Origin of the sequence: Acinetobacter genomosp. 33YU, from assembly GCF_001990725.1 — a bacterium.
GTDB classification, from domain to species: domain Bacteria; phylum Pseudomonadota; class Gammaproteobacteria; order Pseudomonadales; family Moraxellaceae; genus Acinetobacter; species Acinetobacter seifertii.
Window position 1 is genome coordinate 487,215 of record NZ_LFZQ01000011.1, and the last position, 20,643, is coordinate 507,857.

Here is a 20,643-nt window from a genome sequence, read left to right on the forward strand (position 1 = left end):
TTTTGGCTCTATTAATTTTAAACTTCTGATTTCAACTTTTTACTAGTCCGTTTTTTAGCAGGCTTCGCCACTGGATCTAATAAATATTGGATTTCATCATCTTTCGCATCAATCATGATCACTTTCGGCAATTTTTGATCTGCTAGCGCTACCAAAATTTCAGTTGCCAAAGCAGGTAAAACTGTCGAATTTAAGATGTTATCTACATTACGGGCGCCACTATCCACTTCAGTACAACGGCTGAGTAGCAACTCGACCAAGTCATCTGAATATTGAACTTCTGTTCCATATTGTTTTTGAATTCGAGCTGTAATTTTGCCCAATTTATGTTTAATAATTCGAACCAATAAATCGTCATGCAACGGGAAATATGGCACAACTCTCATACGCCCTAAAAAGGCTGGTTTAAATTGTTTATATAAACTTGGTTTTAAATGTTCGATTAATTCTTCTGCTGTAGGCCATTCTTCAACAGGCTGATTTAAACAAGCCTGCATAATTGCACTTGAACCGGCATTTGAAGTTAATAAAATGGTCGTGTTTTTAAAATCAATAACGCGACCTTCACCATCTTCTAAAGTACCTTTATCAAATACTTGATAAAACAGTTCTTGTACATCACTATGTGCTTTTTCAATTTCGTCGAGTAGTACAACACTATAAGGATTACGGCGTACTGCTTCGGTTAACACACCGCCTTGACCATAGCCCACATATCCTGGAGGTGCACCTTTAAGTGAAGATACCGTATGTGCTTCTTGATATTCAGACATATTGATCGTGATTAAATGCTGCTCACCACCATACAGCTCATTTGCTAAGGTAATTGCTGTTTCAGTCTTACCCACCCCGCTAGGGCCAACTAAAAGGAATACACCTTGAGGTTTATTCGGATCTTCTAGTTTAGCTTTTGATGTTTTAATACCTTGAACCAATTGTGTAAGTGCATAATCTTGGCCCATTACACGCTCGCCTAATTTATCTTCAAGCGTTAAGATTTGCTTAATTTCATCATTTACCATTTTCCCAACAGGAATACCGGTCCAATCAGAAATAATTTCATTAATAATTTGAGAATTTACACGCTCAAAAACCAATGGCTGTTGACCTTGAAGATCAGCAAGATCTTTGCGCATTAAATTAATCTGATCGTAGGCTTCAGACTCATTAGAATGGCTCTGCGCTTCTAATTCCTGAATTTTACGAACTAGCTCTAATTCTTTTTGCCATTGTTCTTGAGTCTCTTGAATCTCATTTTGTAAAGACTCTAAGTGATTTTTCAGGTTCTCTAATCGTTCATGATGTATTGGAATCTGACGATGTTCATTTTCCAAAATTTGCTGTTCAAGCTTTAAGTTATGTTCTTGTGCCTTCAATTGATCAAGTTTGACTGGCTGTGCATTTTGGGTCAACGCTACACGTGCTGCCGCAGTATCAAGAACACTTACTGCTTTATCCGGGAGTTGACGACCACTGATATAGCGATGAGAAGCATGTACAGCTGTGATAATTGCTTCATCATCAATTTGTAAATTAAAGTGCTTCTGCATTACTGGAATCATTGCACGAAGCATATCAACAGCAACTTCTTCGGTCGGCTCTTCAACCTTTACGACCTGAAAACGACGGCTTAAGGCAGCATCTTTTTCAAAATACTGTTTATATTCAGCCCATGTTGTTGCAGCAATCGTTCGTAGCTCACCACGTGCAAGTGCAGGTTTTAAAAGGTTAGCAGCATCGTTTTGCCCTGCTTGGCCACCTGCACCAATAAGCGTATGAGCTTCATCAATAAATAAAATAATAGGATGAGCCGAAGCCTGAACTTCCTGAATCACTTGTTTTAAACGGTTTTCAAACTCGCCTTTAACACTTGCACCTGCTTGTAAAAGGCCCATATCTAAAACATGCAAATGTACATTTTTTAAAGCTTCAGGCACTAAACCTTGAGCAATTTTTAACGCTAGCCCTTCAACTACAGCTGTTTTACCTACACCAGGTTCGCCAGTTAAAATCGGGTTGTTTTGGCGTCTGCGCATTAAAATATCGAGCATTAAACGAATTTCAAATTCACGGCCAATAACAGGATCAATTCCACCATTCTTCGCTTTTTCAGTTAAATTAATCGTATATTGATCTAAAGCTGGTGTTTTTTGAATTTTTACAGTTGGAGTAGCAACTTGTTCTAGCTCATCTTCTTGTGAAGATGCTTCTGTTCCTTCTTGCTGCTCTACACTCTTTTCACAAATTTCAAGAAACTTATGCTTCATTGAATCTATAGGTAAAAGATCAAATAAACTCGAAGCTCTTGTTGCGATTTGATATAAATCTGGTGCAGTTAATAATGCAACCAATAAATGACCACTACGAATGACAGGATTTTGTTCTGCTGAAGCCAGCAACCAGGCTTGCTCAAATAAACGTACGATTGATTTGGCAAAAATTGGAGTACGGGTATTCCCTTTTGGTAATTGAGAGATTGTCTCTTTTAAATCATCTGCCAAAGCGTCAGCTGAGATTTTATATTTTTTTAATAAAATTTTTAAATCATTTTCTAAAGGCTGATTAAGTAGCTCTAAAAATAAATGTTCAATTTCAATTTCGTAGTTTTGCTGAAGAACACAAGCATTAGCTGATTTTTCTAAAGCAGTGCGCGCAACTGTAGAAAGTTTTGTAATTAAAATTTTTAAACTACTCATCATCACTCTCAATATTTTTAAATAATTTAATACTTAAAATCATAATGCCCGTATATTACCAAAATTTAGCTTTATCCGACAAATAACCTAGCATCATAATCATTAATATGATTTGTTCGATTTCTTATCTCTATATAAAAAATCTAATATCATTAAGAACATTTAATTAGTACATATATCTTTTCAATTTAACAGTTTAAGTGAAAAGATATATCCTCTGTTATCCTTGATTAACCAAACTTTGTTTCGGTAATAATTTACAACCACAAGATAATGAATCATTTACTCTTGCTGCTGATTTTCCCATAACCTGCATATTTGGATCTCCAGAAACAATCGTAGAAACCGTTTTATGCGCCGGACAAGTTGCTTTATCACCTACACACGCAATTGCAATTCCATCTATTAAAAATGCACTATTACCAGAAATGACTTGCCCTCCACCTGTCGTTGGGCAACCAATCGTAATATAAGGGCTAGCCATATTCTTCTCCTTATGTTTATAAAACGGTGAACTCAATTCGACGGTTTTTCTTTCTTCCTTCTGGAGAGGTATTATCCGCTACAGGTTTAGTCGAACCTAATCCTTCTGCAGATAAATGATCAGCAGGAATGTTTTTACTCACCAAATAATTTTTAACTGCTAATGCACGGTCTTGACTGAGTTTTAAGTTTTTAGTCGCATCACCAGAACTATCGGTATGTCCTACAATTTTGACTTTTTTACCGCCAACTTTATTTAAAGCAACCGCCATTTCATCAAGAATTTTTTGGCCAGCATCTGTGAGCACGGCACTACCAGATTCAAATTCAATAATTCGATTTTTTAAAGCATCATCAATGACTTTCTGCTCAGCCTGATTTACAGAAAGCTGTGAAAATAATTGATATGGTGGCTGTACTAAACCTTGAAATATCTGAATAGTTGGCTGTATTTCTGTAGGGTTTAGCATTTTGCCAGTCAGTTCAAATCGCGTGCCGTTAACACTTAACTTGCCCTGAGAAACTTTTTTAAGATCTGGTGTAATCACTCTTGTTACAGAATCACTCCAGCCATTTGGAGCTGCTACTGGTCGAACTTGTATTTTATCTACCACTTGGTCTGCACCATAAACAGACTGCATTTTCATTAAAATGGCCTGTTTACTCGCTTCATTTGGCACGACACCTTCAACAACAATTGGCTGTGCTAAAGCATAATTTGCAATCGCATAAATAAAACAGCCTTTTATTAATTGTGAAAGTTTAATTTGATATTTTTGATTCATTGTTATTCACCCAAAAAAGTCTGTCTAAATAGTTTTAAACCTTGATTTAAACTTAATTGGCGTTGGCATAAAGATTGTTCTAGCGTAGCTAAACCAGCATTTTGTTCCAAATAAGTATCAATCCATTGAGCTTCTATTAAAGAAACCCAATGTTTACTATCCATATTCTGAGTAAAAATATCGCTAAGAGCTAAAATATCCGCACCCTGAAAACCAAAGAATAATACTGGCTGCTCTCGATGTAACAATCCAATCAAGACTTCAGTATTATGTTGTTTTAAAAAACGACAAATGATACTGACCCAGAATGCTGCTATTTCATAACAGTAAGCAGGATTATTAATCGGCAAAATCAGCACTTTATTTAAGCGACTAGTTCCATTTTGTAAAATTGGCTGCAGTAATAATCCTAGCCCAATCATACTTTGAGCTAATTCATAAATACTCAGCTTCATTAATTGAGCAAATGAATGCATTGTATGGTTTTCATAAAAACCGATACATTCACGTTCAGATAAGACTTGAATTTGATTTGGTAAATGATTGAGCTTACCAAATAATAAGTCAGAATCTTTAATACCTCTTAAAGCACGATTATTTTGAAATAAATCGACTAAAACATGCTTATAACTATAAGGTGCATATAATAAATTTTCGTAAGGTAAATCAATCTCAAGTAAATGACTGAGTACCATTGGAAAAGCTCGACCTGAACTATCTTCACTCGCCAGTAAATTTGCAGCTAAAAACATATTCTCTTGTGGATTTGCAATAAAGAAGTCCAATGGAGGCAACGTACCATATGCCTCTTTGAACGTAGTGGATTGCATTGCATATTCCAGTGCTTCTGTAATCCACTGGTCAAGCACCTGTATTAAGGCATATTGACCCTTTGTTTTTAAGAAATCACCGCGTGCCGGACTTTTCCCGTAATACAGAGGAGTTGTTTTTAATGTATGCATTAGACCTCCTCCTTTAATATTGAGGTTATTTTCCCTGTCATGGCTTAACTCCCGCAGCTGGTTGAGTTGCAGCAGGTTGTGTTAATGCAGCAACGGGATTTGCTGGTTTCGTAGGAGCAGCAGCCTGAGCTGGTGCTTGCTGCGCCGATACAACACGGGCAGCTTTATCAGCAGTAACTTTGTCAACCAATTGCATACCAGAGTAACCGCGACTTGAACCAATACTGCCTGAGTTACTGCTAATAAGACGGAAATTCATTTTCACAAACAATGATGGATCCGTCTTACTGCGCCAAAGCATTTCGAACCCACCGTTCTGCTCTTTACGCTGTGCACTATCAATTAAGCGGTTAATACCATATTCACCTGGTTCATCAAAAATCGTATGCGTTTGACCTTGTAAATCTACAGCCGTAATACGCGCACCAGGAATACTGCCTTGATTTGGCCAAATAAAGTTAACCCATTGCTGTACACCATTTTCATAAGTCATACGCTGACCATCAATATCAACGGTATATGAAAGCAATTGCGGGTTTTGAATTGGGTAGAACTGGAAGTTAGACTGATTCGTTGCTGGAGCCGCTGGTGCTTGACTATTTAATTCCCCAGTTGCCATACCATTTGTAGGTGCAACATAGCGTTGGAAATTCATCACAAATTGCGGGTTTAGACTAATACCCAAATCTTTCCATGTTTTTGAAGTTAAGGTATAGCCACGACGAATAACAAATGGGTCTAAGCTCTCTTTAACAAAACGAGAAATGCTACCGTTCTCACCAAGAATTTGACCAATTTCACTACTTGTTGCTTGTAAAGAAGCGGATGAGTTAAATGGATATTTCTTAGCAAGATTTGTAGTAAATGGCTGATACGCTTGCATAACCCAAAGTTTATTAATTTCATCTTGAGTAGGCGTAATTAAACTTTCAAAGGCTTGTGTAAGAGGACTTACCACTAATTTTTGTAAAAGTTGTTGATCAATTTCACTGAAACCAACCGCCATTTTTTCATCTACAATTTTTTGAGTCTGATTAAATACCGATGTCTGCTCATTTAGGGTTTGCTTAACCAATGTCATTGCACTTGGTCCAACCTCACCCGCATTTTTAAGTTCATTAAACTTACTACGTACTAAAGCAAGATTCGTCATATATTCATCAAGTAAAGATTTACCTTGTTGATCATCACGCTTACGAACCAACTGATAGAACATTTGATATTCTTGAGAAATAGCACCTTGAGCATTTGCAACTGCTTGGTTAGCTAATTGTTTATCATCACGGTTTAAGACCTTACGTTTAAACCATGCAACAAATCCTTTTTGAGGTGCAGCTAACTCTGCCTGAACAACTGGATTATCCCAATTTGTTTCAATAGCTACACGTTCAATAAGCGTACGAATTGGCGAATTTTGTGGCTCACCTAATACATCAATGTTTTTGACTTGCTGAGCAAATTGATTTGCTTTTGCATAGTGAATACCACTTAAGAATTTTCTCCATTCCGCGATATATTCTTGCTTATAAAGTGCTGTGAGCTGCTTTCTAATTTGCTCTGGGCTACCCGAGAAAGTTAAGTCATCAGATTGACGGCTATTAAGCACCCAGTCCTTACTATCTGTAGGCTTATCTGCTGCCTCCTCGATAGCTTTTTCTACATAGTCATTCCAAGCTTTTTGAGTAAATACACCTGGTAAGGCATAGCTGCCCAATACAACATTTTTATTGGCCTCACCAACAATTTGACTTACTGTCAAAGCTGGGAAGCGAACAGCAGCACGCATTTTAATTTCGTTATAAACGCGATCACGTGCTGGCATACCTCTAATCACAGAGAGCAAGACTTGACGTGTCTGATCAACTAATTGAGAGTCAGCATCCAAAATCGGGAATTGCTTGTCATTTGCTAATGTCATTGCATACGATAAGATCTGTTCAGCTTCCTGAATCATATCTGCACGTGGCATTTGCCCTTTATTGGCATCCAGCCAAGAACGCCAGAAACGCGTTACCTGATCGCTTAAGTGACTTGCATCCATATATTGTGGATTACTCATCATCAAATATGCTTTCAATGCATTATAAGCATCTTGTGGATTGGTATCTGACGGCTCTAAATATTGCTGAGTTTGAGCAGTTTGCTTAATCTCAACATTAGTATGATTAGCTTTTAAAGTCGCTTCGTTATTTTTTACACGTTGCAAATACTGAGCAATATTTTGCTGAGTAGGTGTTAAAACAATTTGTTTAACGCCTTTTAAATATTCAGCTTTTAATTTTTCACGTAACTCATTGCCTTGATATAAACCAAAGCTAAATTTTAGAGGTCTATTTTCATCAAACTCATCTAATTGTTGTAGACGTCTTTGTAAAATAAGTAGCGCTTCCAATTGAGTTGATAATTGTTGGCTTGAACCCTTCTCTAACTGAACGACTTTATTTAAATCAGCTTGAACTTCAGAAATAAGCTGTTGGTTATTGCGATACGACCAAATCCATACACCCAGAATAATTGAAACACCCGCTAAAGCACCGATAAATGCAATGTAGCGTTGACGTTTTCTGCTTGTATTAACATGCTGTTTCACTAAATCTTTATCTTTTAAAATGACTTCTGAAAATAGGCCTTTTAAGAAATAACCATGGTTAGGCGTTGTTTTTAATTGATCTCTTACTTCATTTTGAGCAATTTGAGAAAGCTGAAATTCTTGTGCAATTTGCTCAGTCATTGGACTTTCTATTACACCTTCTTGCAAGGCACTTGTGAAATAGAAACCACGGAAAACTGGCTGGAACTGGTAAGGATTGTCTTCAAACAATGTAGCAATAAAACTTTTGAGTGCAGGTTTTAATGTTTTAAATTCTAATGGGAAAGTCATCACACTCGGTGAGATATTTTGAGAATGTCGACGACTAAGGTGAGTCGAACTTACCCCTTTTAAGCCGTCATAAAGAATAGTGTAATGTTTCTCAAAAAGATCTACCGCATTATGAGAAGAGTTTTGCTCATATGGTAATGTTGCACCCCATGCCTGATTATATTCTTGTACTTCATAGAATTCGAAAAACTCGGTAAAACCTGCAATCAAATCCATTTTTGAAAAGACTAAATAAACAGGCACTACAACTTCTAAACGTTCAGTTAAATCTTGAATACGAGCACGTAAATTTTTAGCAAGTTTCAATGAGTGTTCAGGGCTTTGGCTCACCAGCTCAGCAATACTTACAATAAGAATTAAGCCATTTACCGGAGCTTTAGAACGGTTCTTCTTTAATATATTTAAAAAACCTAACCACTCTGAATGATCTTCACTATATACCGAATAACGACCAGCCGTATCTAATAAAATACCCTCTGTAGAAAAGAACCAGTCACAATTACGGGTACCGCTTAAACCAGCCGAAACCATTTTTTGATGGGTTTCTTCAAAAGGGAACTTTAAACCAGAATTATAGATCGCAGAACTTTTACCAGCAGCTGGGTTACCAATAACCATATACCACGGCAATTCATATAGTGCTGCATTACCCTTCTTATCGCCTAACTTTGACTTACGAATCAATTGAATAGATTCTTTCATTTGTTGGCTGATAAGTTGCAGTTCTTCTTTATCTTTATTTTTACCGTACTCTGCTTGAGTATCTTTTTCAATCGCTTCAGCAAGCTCTTCACCTTGAACCGCATGCTTCTTGCGCTGAATTAGCCAATAAATTCCATAAACAATGAGCCCTAAAGCATATGCAGATGCTAAAGCCCAAAATATATGGCGAGGAATTGAAGTATAGGAAGACATCAATGCCACGAACAATGACAAGGCGATAATTGCTTTAGGATTCGTGATGTACTGCCACAAGTAGCCTAAAATTGTATGCATTCTATTCTCGTTCTAAGTTCAAAGTTTAAATTAGCTATTCAACACCATCGCATCATCTTCTGAATTTTCAGTGACACTCTGCACAAAGGTATGTGCTGACACCGTATTTTCTCCAAAGACAAAAGGAACGATATGTTCAGGAAAATGCATACTGAGCATAAAGCCATAAATATCAACTAAATGCTGGGTATGCCCCAATGAAGATTTCACATAAATAAAGTGATGTGGTTCAACAGAAGTTTGTGTAAATTGCTGCTGCAAATGCTTCGCTGCTTTTATATCTGTCTGGTCTGAAAGAATAAGTACATATGGCTCTTCCCCAGCGTACTGCGGCAATTCATTTAAGTTCAGAGTATTAAGAACTTTTGCTGTTTTTTCTTGACCCATCACAATTTTTAAATTTTTAGCGGGTTCAAGTTCTTCAATTTTTAAAGAGGGATCTGCAATAAGGCAGCTTGCCGCGAACTCCGCCGGAATATAGTCCTTAACCATCCAAGACTTTTCATCAATCAGGTCTTGATCTATTTCTGAATCAACAGCAAGCACGAGAAATACTTCATGCTCTTTCTTTTGAATACGTTTTAATAAATGAATAAATTCTTGATAAGCCACACGCTCTCCCAAAAAGTGATATTCGATATGAACTTTTTGGGAAATAATGCCAATTTCAGTAAAGAATTCTAAAATCAAATCATTACTTTGCTCATCATTCCATATATGCAATAAATCCTCTGGAAGAAGAATATGTAAATTCAGACGATTTAAACGATGTACTTCAACTACAGGTGTTTCTGTATCTTCATATTCAGAATTTGGATCAACCCATGCAGGATGCATGTGATATTCACGGATCTGATGAGATTCATAAAATAAAATTGAACGCTTTAAATGTTCAGCCAAGTGGTACAAATTCTCTATGTTTTGTTCTAATTGCTGTCTTATTAAAGACATGATACGAACTTGTCTCGGTGAAGCGGTGTATTGAAAATCCTCTTCACTCGACTCAGCTAAATCTTTAATTCGATAAGATAGAAGAGGCAATCCATAAGAATTTAACAACTGATCATCAAGTTCTGGGCTTTTGAAATCTTGTATTTCATCAATAATCGTTTCATTCTCACCTAACGCATGTATAGCGAAAGCAGAGTAAATATGAAAATCTAACTGTTCTAAAGGCTGATCAGGTGTAGTCTGTTGTTTTTGACTATCATCATCTTGACGTTGATTTGCATCTTTCTCTTTCTTTTCTTTATAGCTTTTATAAGCACTATAAATCAGCCAAGGCGATAAAATCGCCAGTGTAATGATTGCCGGTAACAAAAGAAAATAAAGGAAAAAATCTCCTTTATCAGGGTTATATTGAACATCACGCCAGTAGAAAATAATCAATCCACTAACAATTGTAAAAATAGCGATGAATGAGAGTAATATTTTTTTAATCATATTTGCTCTCCAATAAGGCTATAACATGTTTCATGGCTATGTGTACTAGGCTTACGAGACATTAAAAAAGCACCTTGCCCTAAGCCACTTTCTTGGCTTTGAGTTAGGCGAATGGGTTGTATTTCCGACTCATCCAATATCAATCTTAAATCGATTGATAGAGTTGGACTGCACCATGTTTCTACAATTTTTTTGAGCTTTAAACTAAGCTCTTGATGAGGTAAAAACTTTAAATATTGCTGACGCTTAAGCGGACCAATCTGAATCTCAATTTTTCCATCAATTTGTTGAATCGTTTCTCCACAAAACGTATTTATACCAAGTAAGCTAGGCTGGCTTCCGCCCAAAGTTGTTAACTGATCACTTGCCAACTTAAATGATTCTTGTATGAATTCTTTAATTGTAATGTCATGCTTAAATATACAACTCAACATTGTTTTCAAAGCATGAACGGTATTATTTTGCCCCTGCATTAAGCCTGAAAATTCGGCAAAATATTCATCTAAATCTTGTTGTTGATGTTGTGATCTAACATAACCATTTAAAGCATGCAGAATATCTAAATAATCATTTTTATTTTCTATTTCATATCGCACAGGCAAGTGATAAGTAATACTTGACTCGACATACTGACTCGTCAGCTTATGATTAAATAAACTCAAAAACTCTTTAGTTTCAGCGCGTTGCTGCCGTGGAGCCTGCTTAATTTTATTTGTATAGGTATAAGGTAATGCACCTTGTATACCAGTAAGACCAACGATCAAGTTTGTTAAATGAACACGCTCTTCTACTAATTCTAAACTTTCAATCTCAGTGGCCGGAAAGTTTAAGTTAAATGAGGTCTCAAACTTAAAATGATCAGTCCACGACGAAGAAGCATCATTAGCTGGGCTATGACGCAATAACCTTGTTGCTTGAATAAATTCAAAAGATTTAGGGCATTGAAATAACTCAGCCGTTATAGAAGAGTCTTGCCACCAACGTTCTGACTGCATTGGTATAACTCCTGCTGAGATGAATAATCCTTAACCACCAAATCAACAAAACTATTAATTTGAACCTTTAAATTAAAAACACGACTTAATAGTTGACTAAAAATATATAAGCTATGCCCTCTAAACACTGATGAATCAATTTGTAATTCAGCTTTTACCCCTCTCACAAACATTGGAAATGGTTTGCCATCTACAAGTTTATGGGTAAGTGAAAATTCTAATTTTTTAATTGATTCAATAATTAAATAATTTTCTTTTGACTGAGGTAAGTTATATAAAGCCAACAGCTCTTTAACATGAGAAACAGCATCCCCTTTCATAAGCGCTAAGCTATTTAATGAAAGATGCGAAATCACACGCCATTGCTCACTTTGGCCTTGTTCAAACTTATAAGGCTTTGTTGGCCGCTTTAAGACAATGGCACGTCTCGCCAAGCTACTATCGTTTAAATTTAATACGTTATTAGACTGACCCAGCGCTTCATGAGGCAAGTCACGGTTTGAACATAATAATTTGGTGCTAATAAAATCTGAACGTGTTGAAAATGGATTTAGATTTTTAGAAATAATCGAATAGCCCATTTCAACAAAATTAGACTGTAACTTTTGATAATTCACTGAGTAAAAAAAGCGAGCTGTATCATTGTGATAATGGCTCATCGCAAAAAATGGTAAAACAGGAACATAGCTTTCTTCCTGATTTGTTTTTTCACGCACCATATTCATCTCAAGTATTGAATATACTTGATAAAATTCAGGATGGTGAGCGTCTGTAACGAGTGGATATTCGAGTTGCTTATGAACTATTTTTTGAGGTTCCGCATATTTTTCAAATAGGTTGATTACTGGGGTAGTAAACAATTTAAAGTTTGCAATATTTAATTCAGAATAGTTTCTAACAACGGCTTGATCATTTAAATTTAATTTAAAATGAATTAAAAGCTCAAATTCTGACACTTGCTGAGGTACAGCCTTTAAGAAATCTAAATCGAGTTTAAGATAGCTAAACTTTTCTGGGAAACAAAAATACTCCATCAACAAACGATAAGCATGATGCGTATGTTGATCGAGAGGTAATAAACTTTCTTGTTCAGAAAAACCTATTAACTCGAATGGATTCTTATCCAACTCTACAATCGTTTGACCATGTTTAACCGCAAAACTGGTCCCTTTTTTGAAAATACTATCAAGTACTTGTAAAGGAAAATTAGAGATAGCATCTAAATAAATAGGAAGCTTCTCATGAATTAAGCATGCATGAGCACTATTAAAAATTTCAAATTTAAGGCTCAACGTCGCATTTTGGTTTAAGTGCATATGTGCACTAGGTGTAGTTTTAAAATCTAAACCACTTAAATGAATAGGTAGTAATTTAACATCTTGAGTTGTATTAAACTCACACTGTACCCCTTTGAAACTACAAGATTTTAAAACCGTATGATCAGGTACAAGATGAGGTTCTGTAAGCTGTTTAATTTTATTAATATCTTCAAAGCTAACAACTGAACAAGCAGGAAAATGACGCAAGTATTGAGGAAACATCACCTCAAATAAAGAACGAGTAAAAACATCATAACTGTCTGTAAGCTTTTTATCGATTCGAGCGGCAATCAGTGAAAAAGCCTGTATCAGACGTTCAATATGCGGGTCATCAATTTGCTCTTGATTTAAAGATAAGCGCTGAGCAATTTTTGGATATTTTTGGGCAAATTCTCGAGATTGCTGACCAAATTCTTGTAATTGTTTTTCATAAAACGGTAAAAGCTCTTCTATCACAACACACCCACTACGCTTAAGTTCTCGCTGAAATTACATACTGCTGCGTTGTTGGTTTTAACAATGCATCAAATACAACAGGTTCATATAGAGGATGAATATTTAGATAAGCCTGAATACTTAAACATAATGCGCCCATATTATGTCCATCTAACAACATCTCTACCCGTATTTGTCTTAGCCGAGGTTCATGAGCTGCTATTGATTGCTCAATTGATTGACAGATTTTATCCCGATCCAGAGGATTGGCTGTAGAAAGCCCAACAAAATCAATAATCCCGAACTGAAGTATCGATTTTCTTACAAGCGGATAGTCATCAACCACATGATCTAACTTTGCTACCCGACTATTGAGCAAGTCTTCTAAATCGTTTGCGACTGATTCTCTTAATTGCTGAATAGAAAGACCTTTTGCATAATCTTCACTTTCTGGAATTAAGCGATCAAATAAAGTTGAACGAAATCCGTATGGATAAAGCCGATCTAAGTTCATTCGAGTTCACAACAAAGCATATTTAGAGACAGCAGAGGCTAACTTTGTGTCAGCCTCCACCAAATATTCACTTAAATAATTAAGCTGCGTAAGAAGCTGTATTATTAGAAAGTGACCATTTCTTAGTAACAGCACCTTTAGCAGTACCGTTAATATCTTGTTGGTTATAAGTCCACTCAACAGCAGCATATTTCAAGCCAAATGCTTCTGTAGGAACGCCTTCTTCGTTAACAGTTGGAGTCACACTAGAAACTAGAACGTGCTTCAATTTGATTTGTAAGTACTTGATACGTTTATCGCCATTTGCACGATAAAAGTCGATTTGTACTTCATCAAATGTATAACCAGCTGAACATGCTTCCCATAATTTCGGGCTAGTAGCATCTAAGTCTTTCACGAAAACCATGTCAGAATGTTCAACACGTTCAGCAGTGTGGCCACCTACGCTACTTGAAGTAGCAGATTTAGGTTGACGAATGTTATGAGACCAAGAGTTAACTTCTAACCAACCTTTGTGCTCAGAATCACGAGATTCTCCATCAACTTTGTATTTACCGCGAAACTCAACGTATATATCTTTCATTTAGAACTTTCCTATTTTTAATTTAAAGTTATTCTTTAGCTGACCTTGATTAATTTGAGGACTGAGGTAACTCAGTGACAAGTCGTAAAGAAACCGACAACTCATCCAGCTGGAAATGTGGTCGCAAGAAAACCACAGATTTGTAGTGACCTGGTTGAGCAGGATCTTCTACAACTTTTACAGACGCTTCACGTAATGGGTATTGAGCTTTTGCTTCTTGAGAAGCACCGTCATCAAGTAATACATACTGTGACAACCACTCATTTAAAAATGCTTCAACATTGCCAGCAGAAGCAAAACTACCCACTTTATCTCGCATCATTGCTTTTAAGTAATGTGCAATACGTGAAACAGCCATGATGTACTGAATTTGACTTGATAAAGCCGAGTTTGCATTGGCAGTATCATTGTCATATTTTTTAGGTTTTTGAGTTGATTGCGCACCAAAGAAAGCTGCGTAATCTGTATTTTTACAATGTACTAACGGAATAAAGCCTAGATCACTTAGCTCTTTCTCACGGCGATCTGTAATTGCGATTTCAGTTGGACATTTAAATACGACTTCACCATCTTGTGTTTTAAATGTATGGACTGGTAAACCTTCGACCAAACCACCACCTTCAACACCACGAATAGCAGCACACCAACCATGCATATCAAATGCATTTGTTAAACGAGTACCAAAAGCATAAGCTGCGTTCATCCACAAATATTCATTGTGGTTTTCACCAGAAACATCCTCAATAAAGTTAAAGCCTTCTGTCGCAGTACCTTCTTTTGGATGATATGGGAGACGACCTAGAACATGCGGCAACGTCAATGCAACATAACGTGAATCTTCACTGTCACGGAATGAACGCCATTGAACATATTCAGCCGTTTCAAAGATTTTTGAAACATCTCTAGGACGATCAATATCTGTAAATGACTCTAGACCTAAAATACTTGGGCTAGCAGCCGAAACAAATGGTGCATGCGCTGCTGCAGCAACATGAGAAATTTGTTCAAGCAAATACATGTCAGATGGTGTGCGATCAAACTCAAAATCACCAATTAATGCTGAATATGGTGCGCCACCAAAAGAGCCGTACTCTTCTTCATAAATTTTCTTAAATAAAGTGCTTTGATCAAAGTCTGTAGCGCCCTGAAAATCTTTTACCAACTCTTTCTTTGTCGTATTTAACATACGAATTTTAATGAGCGGATTTGAAGGAGTTTCTTGGCAAAAGTAATAAAGACCACGCCACGTTGACTCAATTTTTTGAAATTGTTCATTGTGCATAATCTGACTTAACTGACTTGAAATCAGTGCATCAATTTCTGCAATACGCTTATCAATTGATAAAGTCATATTTTCAGAAACAGTAATGGTTCCAGCCATTACTTCTTTAGCAAGTTCACCAATTAGACTTTTAGCACGCGTATGCTCTTCGTCATTTCGTGCAATACGACTTTGCTCAACAATCGAATCTAAAAGATTAACTTCTTCATTTTCAACAAGTGGCATCGCTGCTGATTGAGTATTATTCATGATCAGCCTCCGCACTTAATTTACGAATTTGATCAGTATTTTTAAGAACTTCATCAAGCAAATCTTCTAAACGTTCACTGTTAGAAATTTTGTTTCTTAAATCAGTTAAACGTTCACGCGCTTCAACGAGTTTCTTTAATGGATCAACTTGTTGAACAACGTTTTCTGGACGAAAATCTTCCATTGACTTAAATGTTAAATCAACAGCCATTCGCCCACCCTCTTCAGTTAGCGTATTATCTACCTGAAAAGCAGCTCTTGGAGACAACGACTCCATTACTTCATCGATATTGTCTAAATCTACATTAATAAATTTTTTATCTTTTAACTTTGTACGTTCAAGCTCAGATGCTGCGGAAAAGTCACCCATCACACCAACAACAAACGGGAGTTCTTTTGCTTCTTTTGCATCACCGATTTCAACATCGTAAGTAAGCTGAACACGAGGAGGTCGAATTCGTTGAAGCTTCTTTTGTACGCTTTCTCTTTTAGCCATAAGGTTCTATCCCAGATTATTTAGTTAAAGGGTCAAAAGGCGAACTTTTTGATTTACTAACACTCGCAACAGGCGCAGTTTTTGGTTTAACCACAGGTGTTTTTACTGGCGTTACTGTATGTTTAGTTGTTGATCGAGAACTAGAAACTCGATTACGCACTACATTTTGTTTTCTATAACTTCTTTTTTCATTATCAGCCGAACTACCTTCCGAACTACTTTTAAAACTTGACGGATCAGGTGCTGGCATTGCCGTATGAATATTTTCAATTAACTGCTTTGCTGGAGGATATGTCACGTCATTTGTTAAATAACGCATTTCCTGTCCGCGCATTTGTTGCAAAGAGTTATTTGCAACACTTACACCAGATAAAAACATTACATCTGTTAATAATGAACCACGAACGTTTTGGCTCTGCAATTGATTAGCTAAATTTAATGCTTTAACTGGTTGGTTGGTCTGATAAAACCGCATAGCTGCTTTAGCTAATAAATCATTCTTTTGAGTAGAATTATCTGTATCACATACTTGTTTAAAAAGACTTAACAACTCTGGATCAGTTTGACCCTCGATTATAGGATTTTTCTTAATACAACTTTTCTTTAGTTTTATAGGCTCTAATTCTGCAGCTTGTGCACAAGATAAACCAACATAGTTACCAATTAAAAAAAGTATCAAAACACTTTGCTTTAACACAACTTTCATTCCTCTATCTTCTTATTTAATCAAGGTTTTATTGAAAAATTAACATTTTATAAATATTAAAAAATCAAGTTTAAACCTTATATTCAAAAAATTTGATCGCAGTTTATCATATAAACAAACATATTTTATATAAAAATCATATCGACTTAAACTAAAAGCAAATAGTTAAGATGCTTATAAAATATAGCTTAATAAAGTTTTTCTAACAAAAAAATAATATTGTTTATTTTTGTAAATAAAAATAAACAATTGATATTTATTATTTTTTTACAATATAAAAATTATTTGAAATTTATTAAATTATTGGCTTCATATTGTATATGAAACATTTTCTTAAAAATATTTAATCTTAAATGACATTAAAGTTAATTCTGTTTGGTTAGTAACAAATCAGATCGAGTCACAAAGCACCGCTTATTACATAAAATAATTGAAGTTGTCAAGACTAATCTGTCTACTTATTTTATAAAATATAAAAAACCATAACCCACTATCACATAAAAGAATTTTCTGATGCATTTTTTATTATTGATATCAAAATTGAGATAGAAAAATTTATTCTAACTAAAGATAAATTTTGCACTTTACATAGTCTAAAATTTTAATTTATAAAGTTAATCTATATTTGTAAAAACTTAATTTACTCTGGATTTTCCAATCCTAATCAACTTATTTTTAGTCAAAATATGCTTGGTAAATGATACTGAATCTTAAGCATAGTCGCATTATGAGATTTATTTTTAAATAAGCATTAATATATTTTAAAAATCTCAAAATAAACTCTTGAATGCTTCTCACACTTTTAAGTCTATTCAACCTTCATTTCATTCAGACTCTTTTACTGATTATTAAGTCAGCGTTGCGCTGCTTTATTTAAAGCATCTTTTTAGTCGAATGCCTCACAACTTTTGGATACCACGTCAGTACAAGCACAACCTAGTGGTACACGAAATAGCTTTTAAGTATTGCTCCATTTCGATGGAAAACATTTTATAAAAAAAAGACAGAATTGTCTATTTATTTAAAATAACTTATCTTCAGCAACTTACATATTTTAGTTTACTTAAACGAAAGATGAGCCACCAAAAAGTCTATCAAGGCACGTGTTTTGGCAGGCAAACTAGAGGTGTGAGGATAAAGTAATTGAATATTTTGTAGTGGTAATGAGAACTCGGGCAATAACCGAATTAAGCGATTTTGTTGAATATCTTCATCGACTAACCACGCTGGACAAATGGCAACCCCTAAAGATGAAAGAGCCATTTGATGAATAGCTGTTACCGAATTTGATTCATACTGACTTTGAATAAAAGGTAATGCATATTGCTCCCCTAAACTGTTTTGCAAAATATATTGTGAATCTTGCCAATTTAATAAGGTGTGCCCAATCCAAGGGACATCTGCCAAATCGGATATATTTTCTACAGGATGGTTTTGTATAAATTGCGGAGTAGCTACAAGATAGATGGGATATTCCCCAATTTTCCGAGTTTTTAGAGATGAGTTTTTTAAATTTCCTAAGCGAACAACCAGATCTAATTTTTCAGTGACTAAATCATCGAGAGATGAATTAAATGAATACTGTAAACGTAAATCTGGGTAAAGCCTACAAAACTCAGGAAATAAAGGCAGAATAAAACGTTGGCCAAACTCATTGGTAGACGAAAACCGTAAAGTGCCTGTAATGCTTGTCCCTAAGTGTTGGCTTCGTTCAAATGCTTCATCAATATGAAGTTGGATTTGTTTAAAATCTTCATAAAAATGCTGGCCAATTTCAGTTAATGCAATATTACGGGTGTTGCGAATTAATAGGCTTGTATTGAGCTGCTTTTCTAATTGTTTTATATCAATACTCACCATTGATCGGCTTAAGCCTAAAATTTCAGCAGCCTTAGTAAAAGAACCGGAATCAACGACTTGTAAAAAGCTGGTAATTTGCTTGAGGTTTTTTTGCACAATTAAGCCAATTGTTTAAAATTATCAAACAATGATTTTACTTCGCTTGCATCGACAATAAAAGAGCTGGATCTTACCCTGCCTGCACGGAGGTAGGTATGTCATATCGATATAAAATAGCAACAGTGTTTTTACTTGGGTTCTTTATTGATTGCATCAACATTTTTATGTCTGCAATTGCATTGCCTAATATTGCATCATCATTTTCAGTTAGCCAATCCATGGTCGCTTGGGTAACAAATGCGTATATTCTCGGCCTCATTTTAATTATGCCCATGAGTTTATGGTTAGCCACCAAACTGGGGAACCAAAAATTATTATGTTATTCAATGCTGTTATTCTCGATAAGCATTTGCTTTATTGGCTTTAGTGAATCGATTTATAGCTTAATTTTTTGGCGATTTATTCAAGGTGTAGCTGGAGGTTTATTAATTCCAGTCGGGCAAGCTCTCGTGTATGCATTCTTCCCGAACCAAGAACGCCAACGCATTTCTACATTAATTATGGCAATTGCTCTGATTGCACCAGCTTTTTCACCTGCGATTGGCGGCATAATTATTGATTCATTGAATTGGAGATGGGTATTCTTATCTAACCTTCCTTTTTCTTTACTGGCGGCAGCTCTGGCATGGTTATGGGTTAAAAAAACAGAGAATATGTCGAGTGAAAAACCAGACATAAAAGGCTTAGGTTTTTTTAATATGAGCCTGTTATGTTTGTTACTCTCCTTTTCATTCTATAGTAATTACCATAACGCCTCATTCACTCTAACGAGTTTTCTACTTTCGATCGGAATGCTTATTTTTTATATTCGACATGCGAAGAAAATTTCCCGTCCTGTTCTTAATCTTCAGTTATTAAAAAATAAAAATTTACGTCATGCATTTATTGTCTATTATGCCGTTCCAGGTATTTTTACAGGCGTAAATTTACTCAATATTTTTAATTTACAACTTAACTTTGGCTTTAATGCAAAACAAACTGGTTTATTCATGTTGCTCTATGCAACTGGGGCACTTGCAGCCATGATTAGTGGTGGCCTGCTCTATCAACGGTTAGGAAAAAAGTCTCTTCTAATTATTGGAATAACCCTACATAGCCTTGGCATATTTCTTTTGTTTTGTATTTCAAACACTACCCCTTTGAGCTTTTTAGTAATTGCTTATTTATTGATGGGTATGGGAGGGGGCTTAAGTGCCAATATTGCCCAAATTAGCTCATTGATTGATTTTTCAGGCCAAGATTTATTACAAGGCAGCGTGCTCTGGAATATTAATCGACAGGTTTCATTTAGTGTCGGTACTGTCGTTCTCATTTCGATATATAACTTGATGTCTGGCTCAAGCGATCTGCTGCGCTATCAACATACTTTTTTAATTGCAGCTTTGTTCTGCTTACTTTCACTCATTCCCGTTTTAAAGGAGAAAACCCATGTCTAATCAAATGGATCAGGCCATTCAAAGTGTCATTGACCTACATATTTTAATAGAAAATGTATTTGCAGGAAAAAATGCAGAGCAAAGTCTAAACCCACTTTTAGATAGCTTTGATCAAAATTTTAAGATGGTTACCGTTCAAGGTCACAGCATTGGTTTCGCCGAAGTGCATAGTTTATTTAGCCAGAATATCGGGAACAAACCATCTTTAAAAATCGACATTATTAAGAGTACAGCTTTATACGAATTTGAAAATTATTGTTGGGTGCAATATCAGGAACATCAGCAAACTGATGAAACCGAAACATTACGTACCTCTACAGCTTGCATTAAAGTAGAAGACGAAAAGTGTTATTGGGTTTATTTACATGAAACTTTAGTTCCCTCATCTTCTTAACTCATCTGGAGCACCTTAAAGATGGCACC

The 20,643-nt window shown here is 35.6% G+C and carries 16 protein-coding genes; 2 read left to right on the forward strand and 14 right to left on the reverse strand.

Going from position 1 to position 20,643, the window contains the following annotated elements:
• Positions 1–17: 17 nt before the first annotated feature.
• The 14 genes from tssH to AC056_RS15950 all read right to left on the reverse strand — a co-directional run bounded on the left by tssH (position 18) and on the right by AC056_RS15950 (position 18,781).
• On the reverse strand, positions 18–2,699 hold the full coding sequence (gene tssH, locus AC056_RS15885; protein WP_077164176.1) for a type VI secretion system ATPase TssH: 2,682 nt from the start codon (positions 2,697–2,699) through the stop codon (positions 18–20).
• 217 nt (positions 2,700–2,916) lie between these two features.
• Complete coding sequence (locus tag AC056_RS15890; RefSeq protein ID WP_002048345.1) at positions 2,917–3,180, reverse strand: PAAR domain-containing protein; 264 nt, start codon at positions 3,178–3,180, stop codon at positions 2,917–2,919.
• A gap of 16 nt (positions 3,181–3,196) precedes the next feature.
• Positions 3,197–3,964, reverse strand: a complete 768-nt coding sequence (locus AC056_RS15895) for an OmpA family protein (protein ID WP_022574836.1) — start codon at positions 3,962–3,964, stop codon at positions 3,197–3,199.
• Between the two features lie 2 nt (positions 3,965–3,966).
• On the reverse strand, positions 3,967–4,926 hold the full coding sequence (gene tagF / locus AC056_RS15900) for a type VI secretion system-associated protein TagF (RefSeq protein WP_022574835.1): 960 nt from the start codon (positions 4,924–4,926) through the stop codon (positions 3,967–3,969).
• Between the two features lie 37 nt (positions 4,927–4,963).
• Positions 4,964–8,803, reverse strand: a complete 3,840-nt coding sequence (gene tssM, locus AC056_RS15905) for a type VI secretion system membrane subunit TssM (RefSeq protein WP_077164177.1) — start codon at positions 8,801–8,803, stop codon at positions 4,964–4,966.
• A 30-nt stretch (positions 8,804–8,833) separates the two neighbouring features.
• On the reverse strand, positions 8,834–10,246 hold the full coding sequence (locus AC056_RS15910) for a hypothetical protein (RefSeq protein ID WP_077164178.1): 1,413 nt from the start codon (positions 10,244–10,246) through the stop codon (positions 8,834–8,836).
• Positions 10,243–11,241 carry a type VI secretion system baseplate subunit TssG gene (tssG, locus tag AC056_RS15915; RefSeq protein WP_077164179.1) on the reverse strand — a complete coding sequence of 333 codons (999 nt, stop codon included), beginning with the start codon at positions 11,239–11,241 and terminating at the stop codon, positions 10,243–10,245. Before tssG ends, AC056_RS15910 begins: the two co-directional genes overlap by 4 nt.
• Positions 11,205–13,016, reverse strand: a complete 1,812-nt coding sequence (tssF, locus tag AC056_RS15920) for a type VI secretion system baseplate subunit TssF (protein WP_077164180.1) — start codon at positions 13,014–13,016, stop codon at positions 11,205–11,207. The genes tssG and tssF overlap by 37 nt, the downstream gene beginning before the upstream one ends.
• Before the next feature lie 16 nt (positions 13,017–13,032).
• Positions 13,033–13,509 carry a type VI secretion system baseplate subunit TssE gene (gene tssE / locus AC056_RS15925; RefSeq protein ID WP_077164181.1) on the reverse strand — a complete coding sequence of 159 codons (477 nt, stop codon included), beginning with the start codon at positions 13,507–13,509 and terminating at the stop codon, positions 13,033–13,035.
• Positions 13,510–13,588: 79 nt separating this feature from the next.
• Positions 13,589–14,092, reverse strand: a complete 504-nt coding sequence (locus AC056_RS15930; protein ID WP_000653195.1) for an Hcp family type VI secretion system effector — start codon at positions 14,090–14,092, stop codon at positions 13,589–13,591.
• Positions 14,093–14,141: 49 nt separating this feature from the next.
• A complete protein-coding gene (tssC, locus tag AC056_RS15935) occupies positions 14,142–15,623 on the reverse strand; it encodes a type VI secretion system contractile sheath large subunit (protein WP_004702469.1) in 1,482 nt (493 codons plus the stop codon).
• Positions 15,616–16,119, reverse strand: a complete 504-nt coding sequence (gene tssB / locus AC056_RS15940; protein ID WP_004702470.1) for a type VI secretion system contractile sheath small subunit — start codon at positions 16,117–16,119, stop codon at positions 15,616–15,618. The genes tssC and tssB overlap by 8 nt, the downstream gene beginning before the upstream one ends.
• Positions 16,120–16,135: 16 nt before the next feature.
• Positions 16,136–16,825 carry a hypothetical protein gene (locus tag AC056_RS15945; protein ID WP_077164182.1) on the reverse strand — a complete coding sequence of 230 codons (690 nt, stop codon included), beginning with the start codon at positions 16,823–16,825 and terminating at the stop codon, positions 16,136–16,138.
• A gap of 1,059 nt (positions 16,826–17,884) precedes the next feature.
• Complete coding sequence (locus tag AC056_RS15950) at positions 17,885–18,781, reverse strand: LysR family transcriptional regulator (RefSeq protein WP_077164183.1); 897 nt, start codon at positions 18,779–18,781, stop codon at positions 17,885–17,887.
• A gap of 98 nt (positions 18,782–18,879) precedes the next feature.
• Here AC056_RS15950 and AC056_RS15955 point away from each other — a divergent pair, with 98 nt between their 5' ends.
• Together AC056_RS15955 and AC056_RS15960 are read left to right on the forward strand one after the other, a co-directional pair.
• Positions 18,880–20,220 carry an MFS transporter gene (locus AC056_RS15955; RefSeq protein WP_077164184.1) on the forward strand — a complete coding sequence of 447 codons (1,341 nt, stop codon included), beginning with the start codon at positions 18,880–18,882 and terminating at the stop codon, positions 20,218–20,220.
• Positions 20,213–20,614: a hypothetical protein gene (locus tag AC056_RS15960; protein WP_077164185.1), complete on the forward strand. Its 402-nt coding sequence runs from the start codon at positions 20,213–20,215 to the stop codon at positions 20,612–20,614. Before AC056_RS15955 ends, AC056_RS15960 begins: the two co-directional genes overlap by 8 nt.
• Positions 20,615–20,643 lie beyond the last annotated feature (29 nt).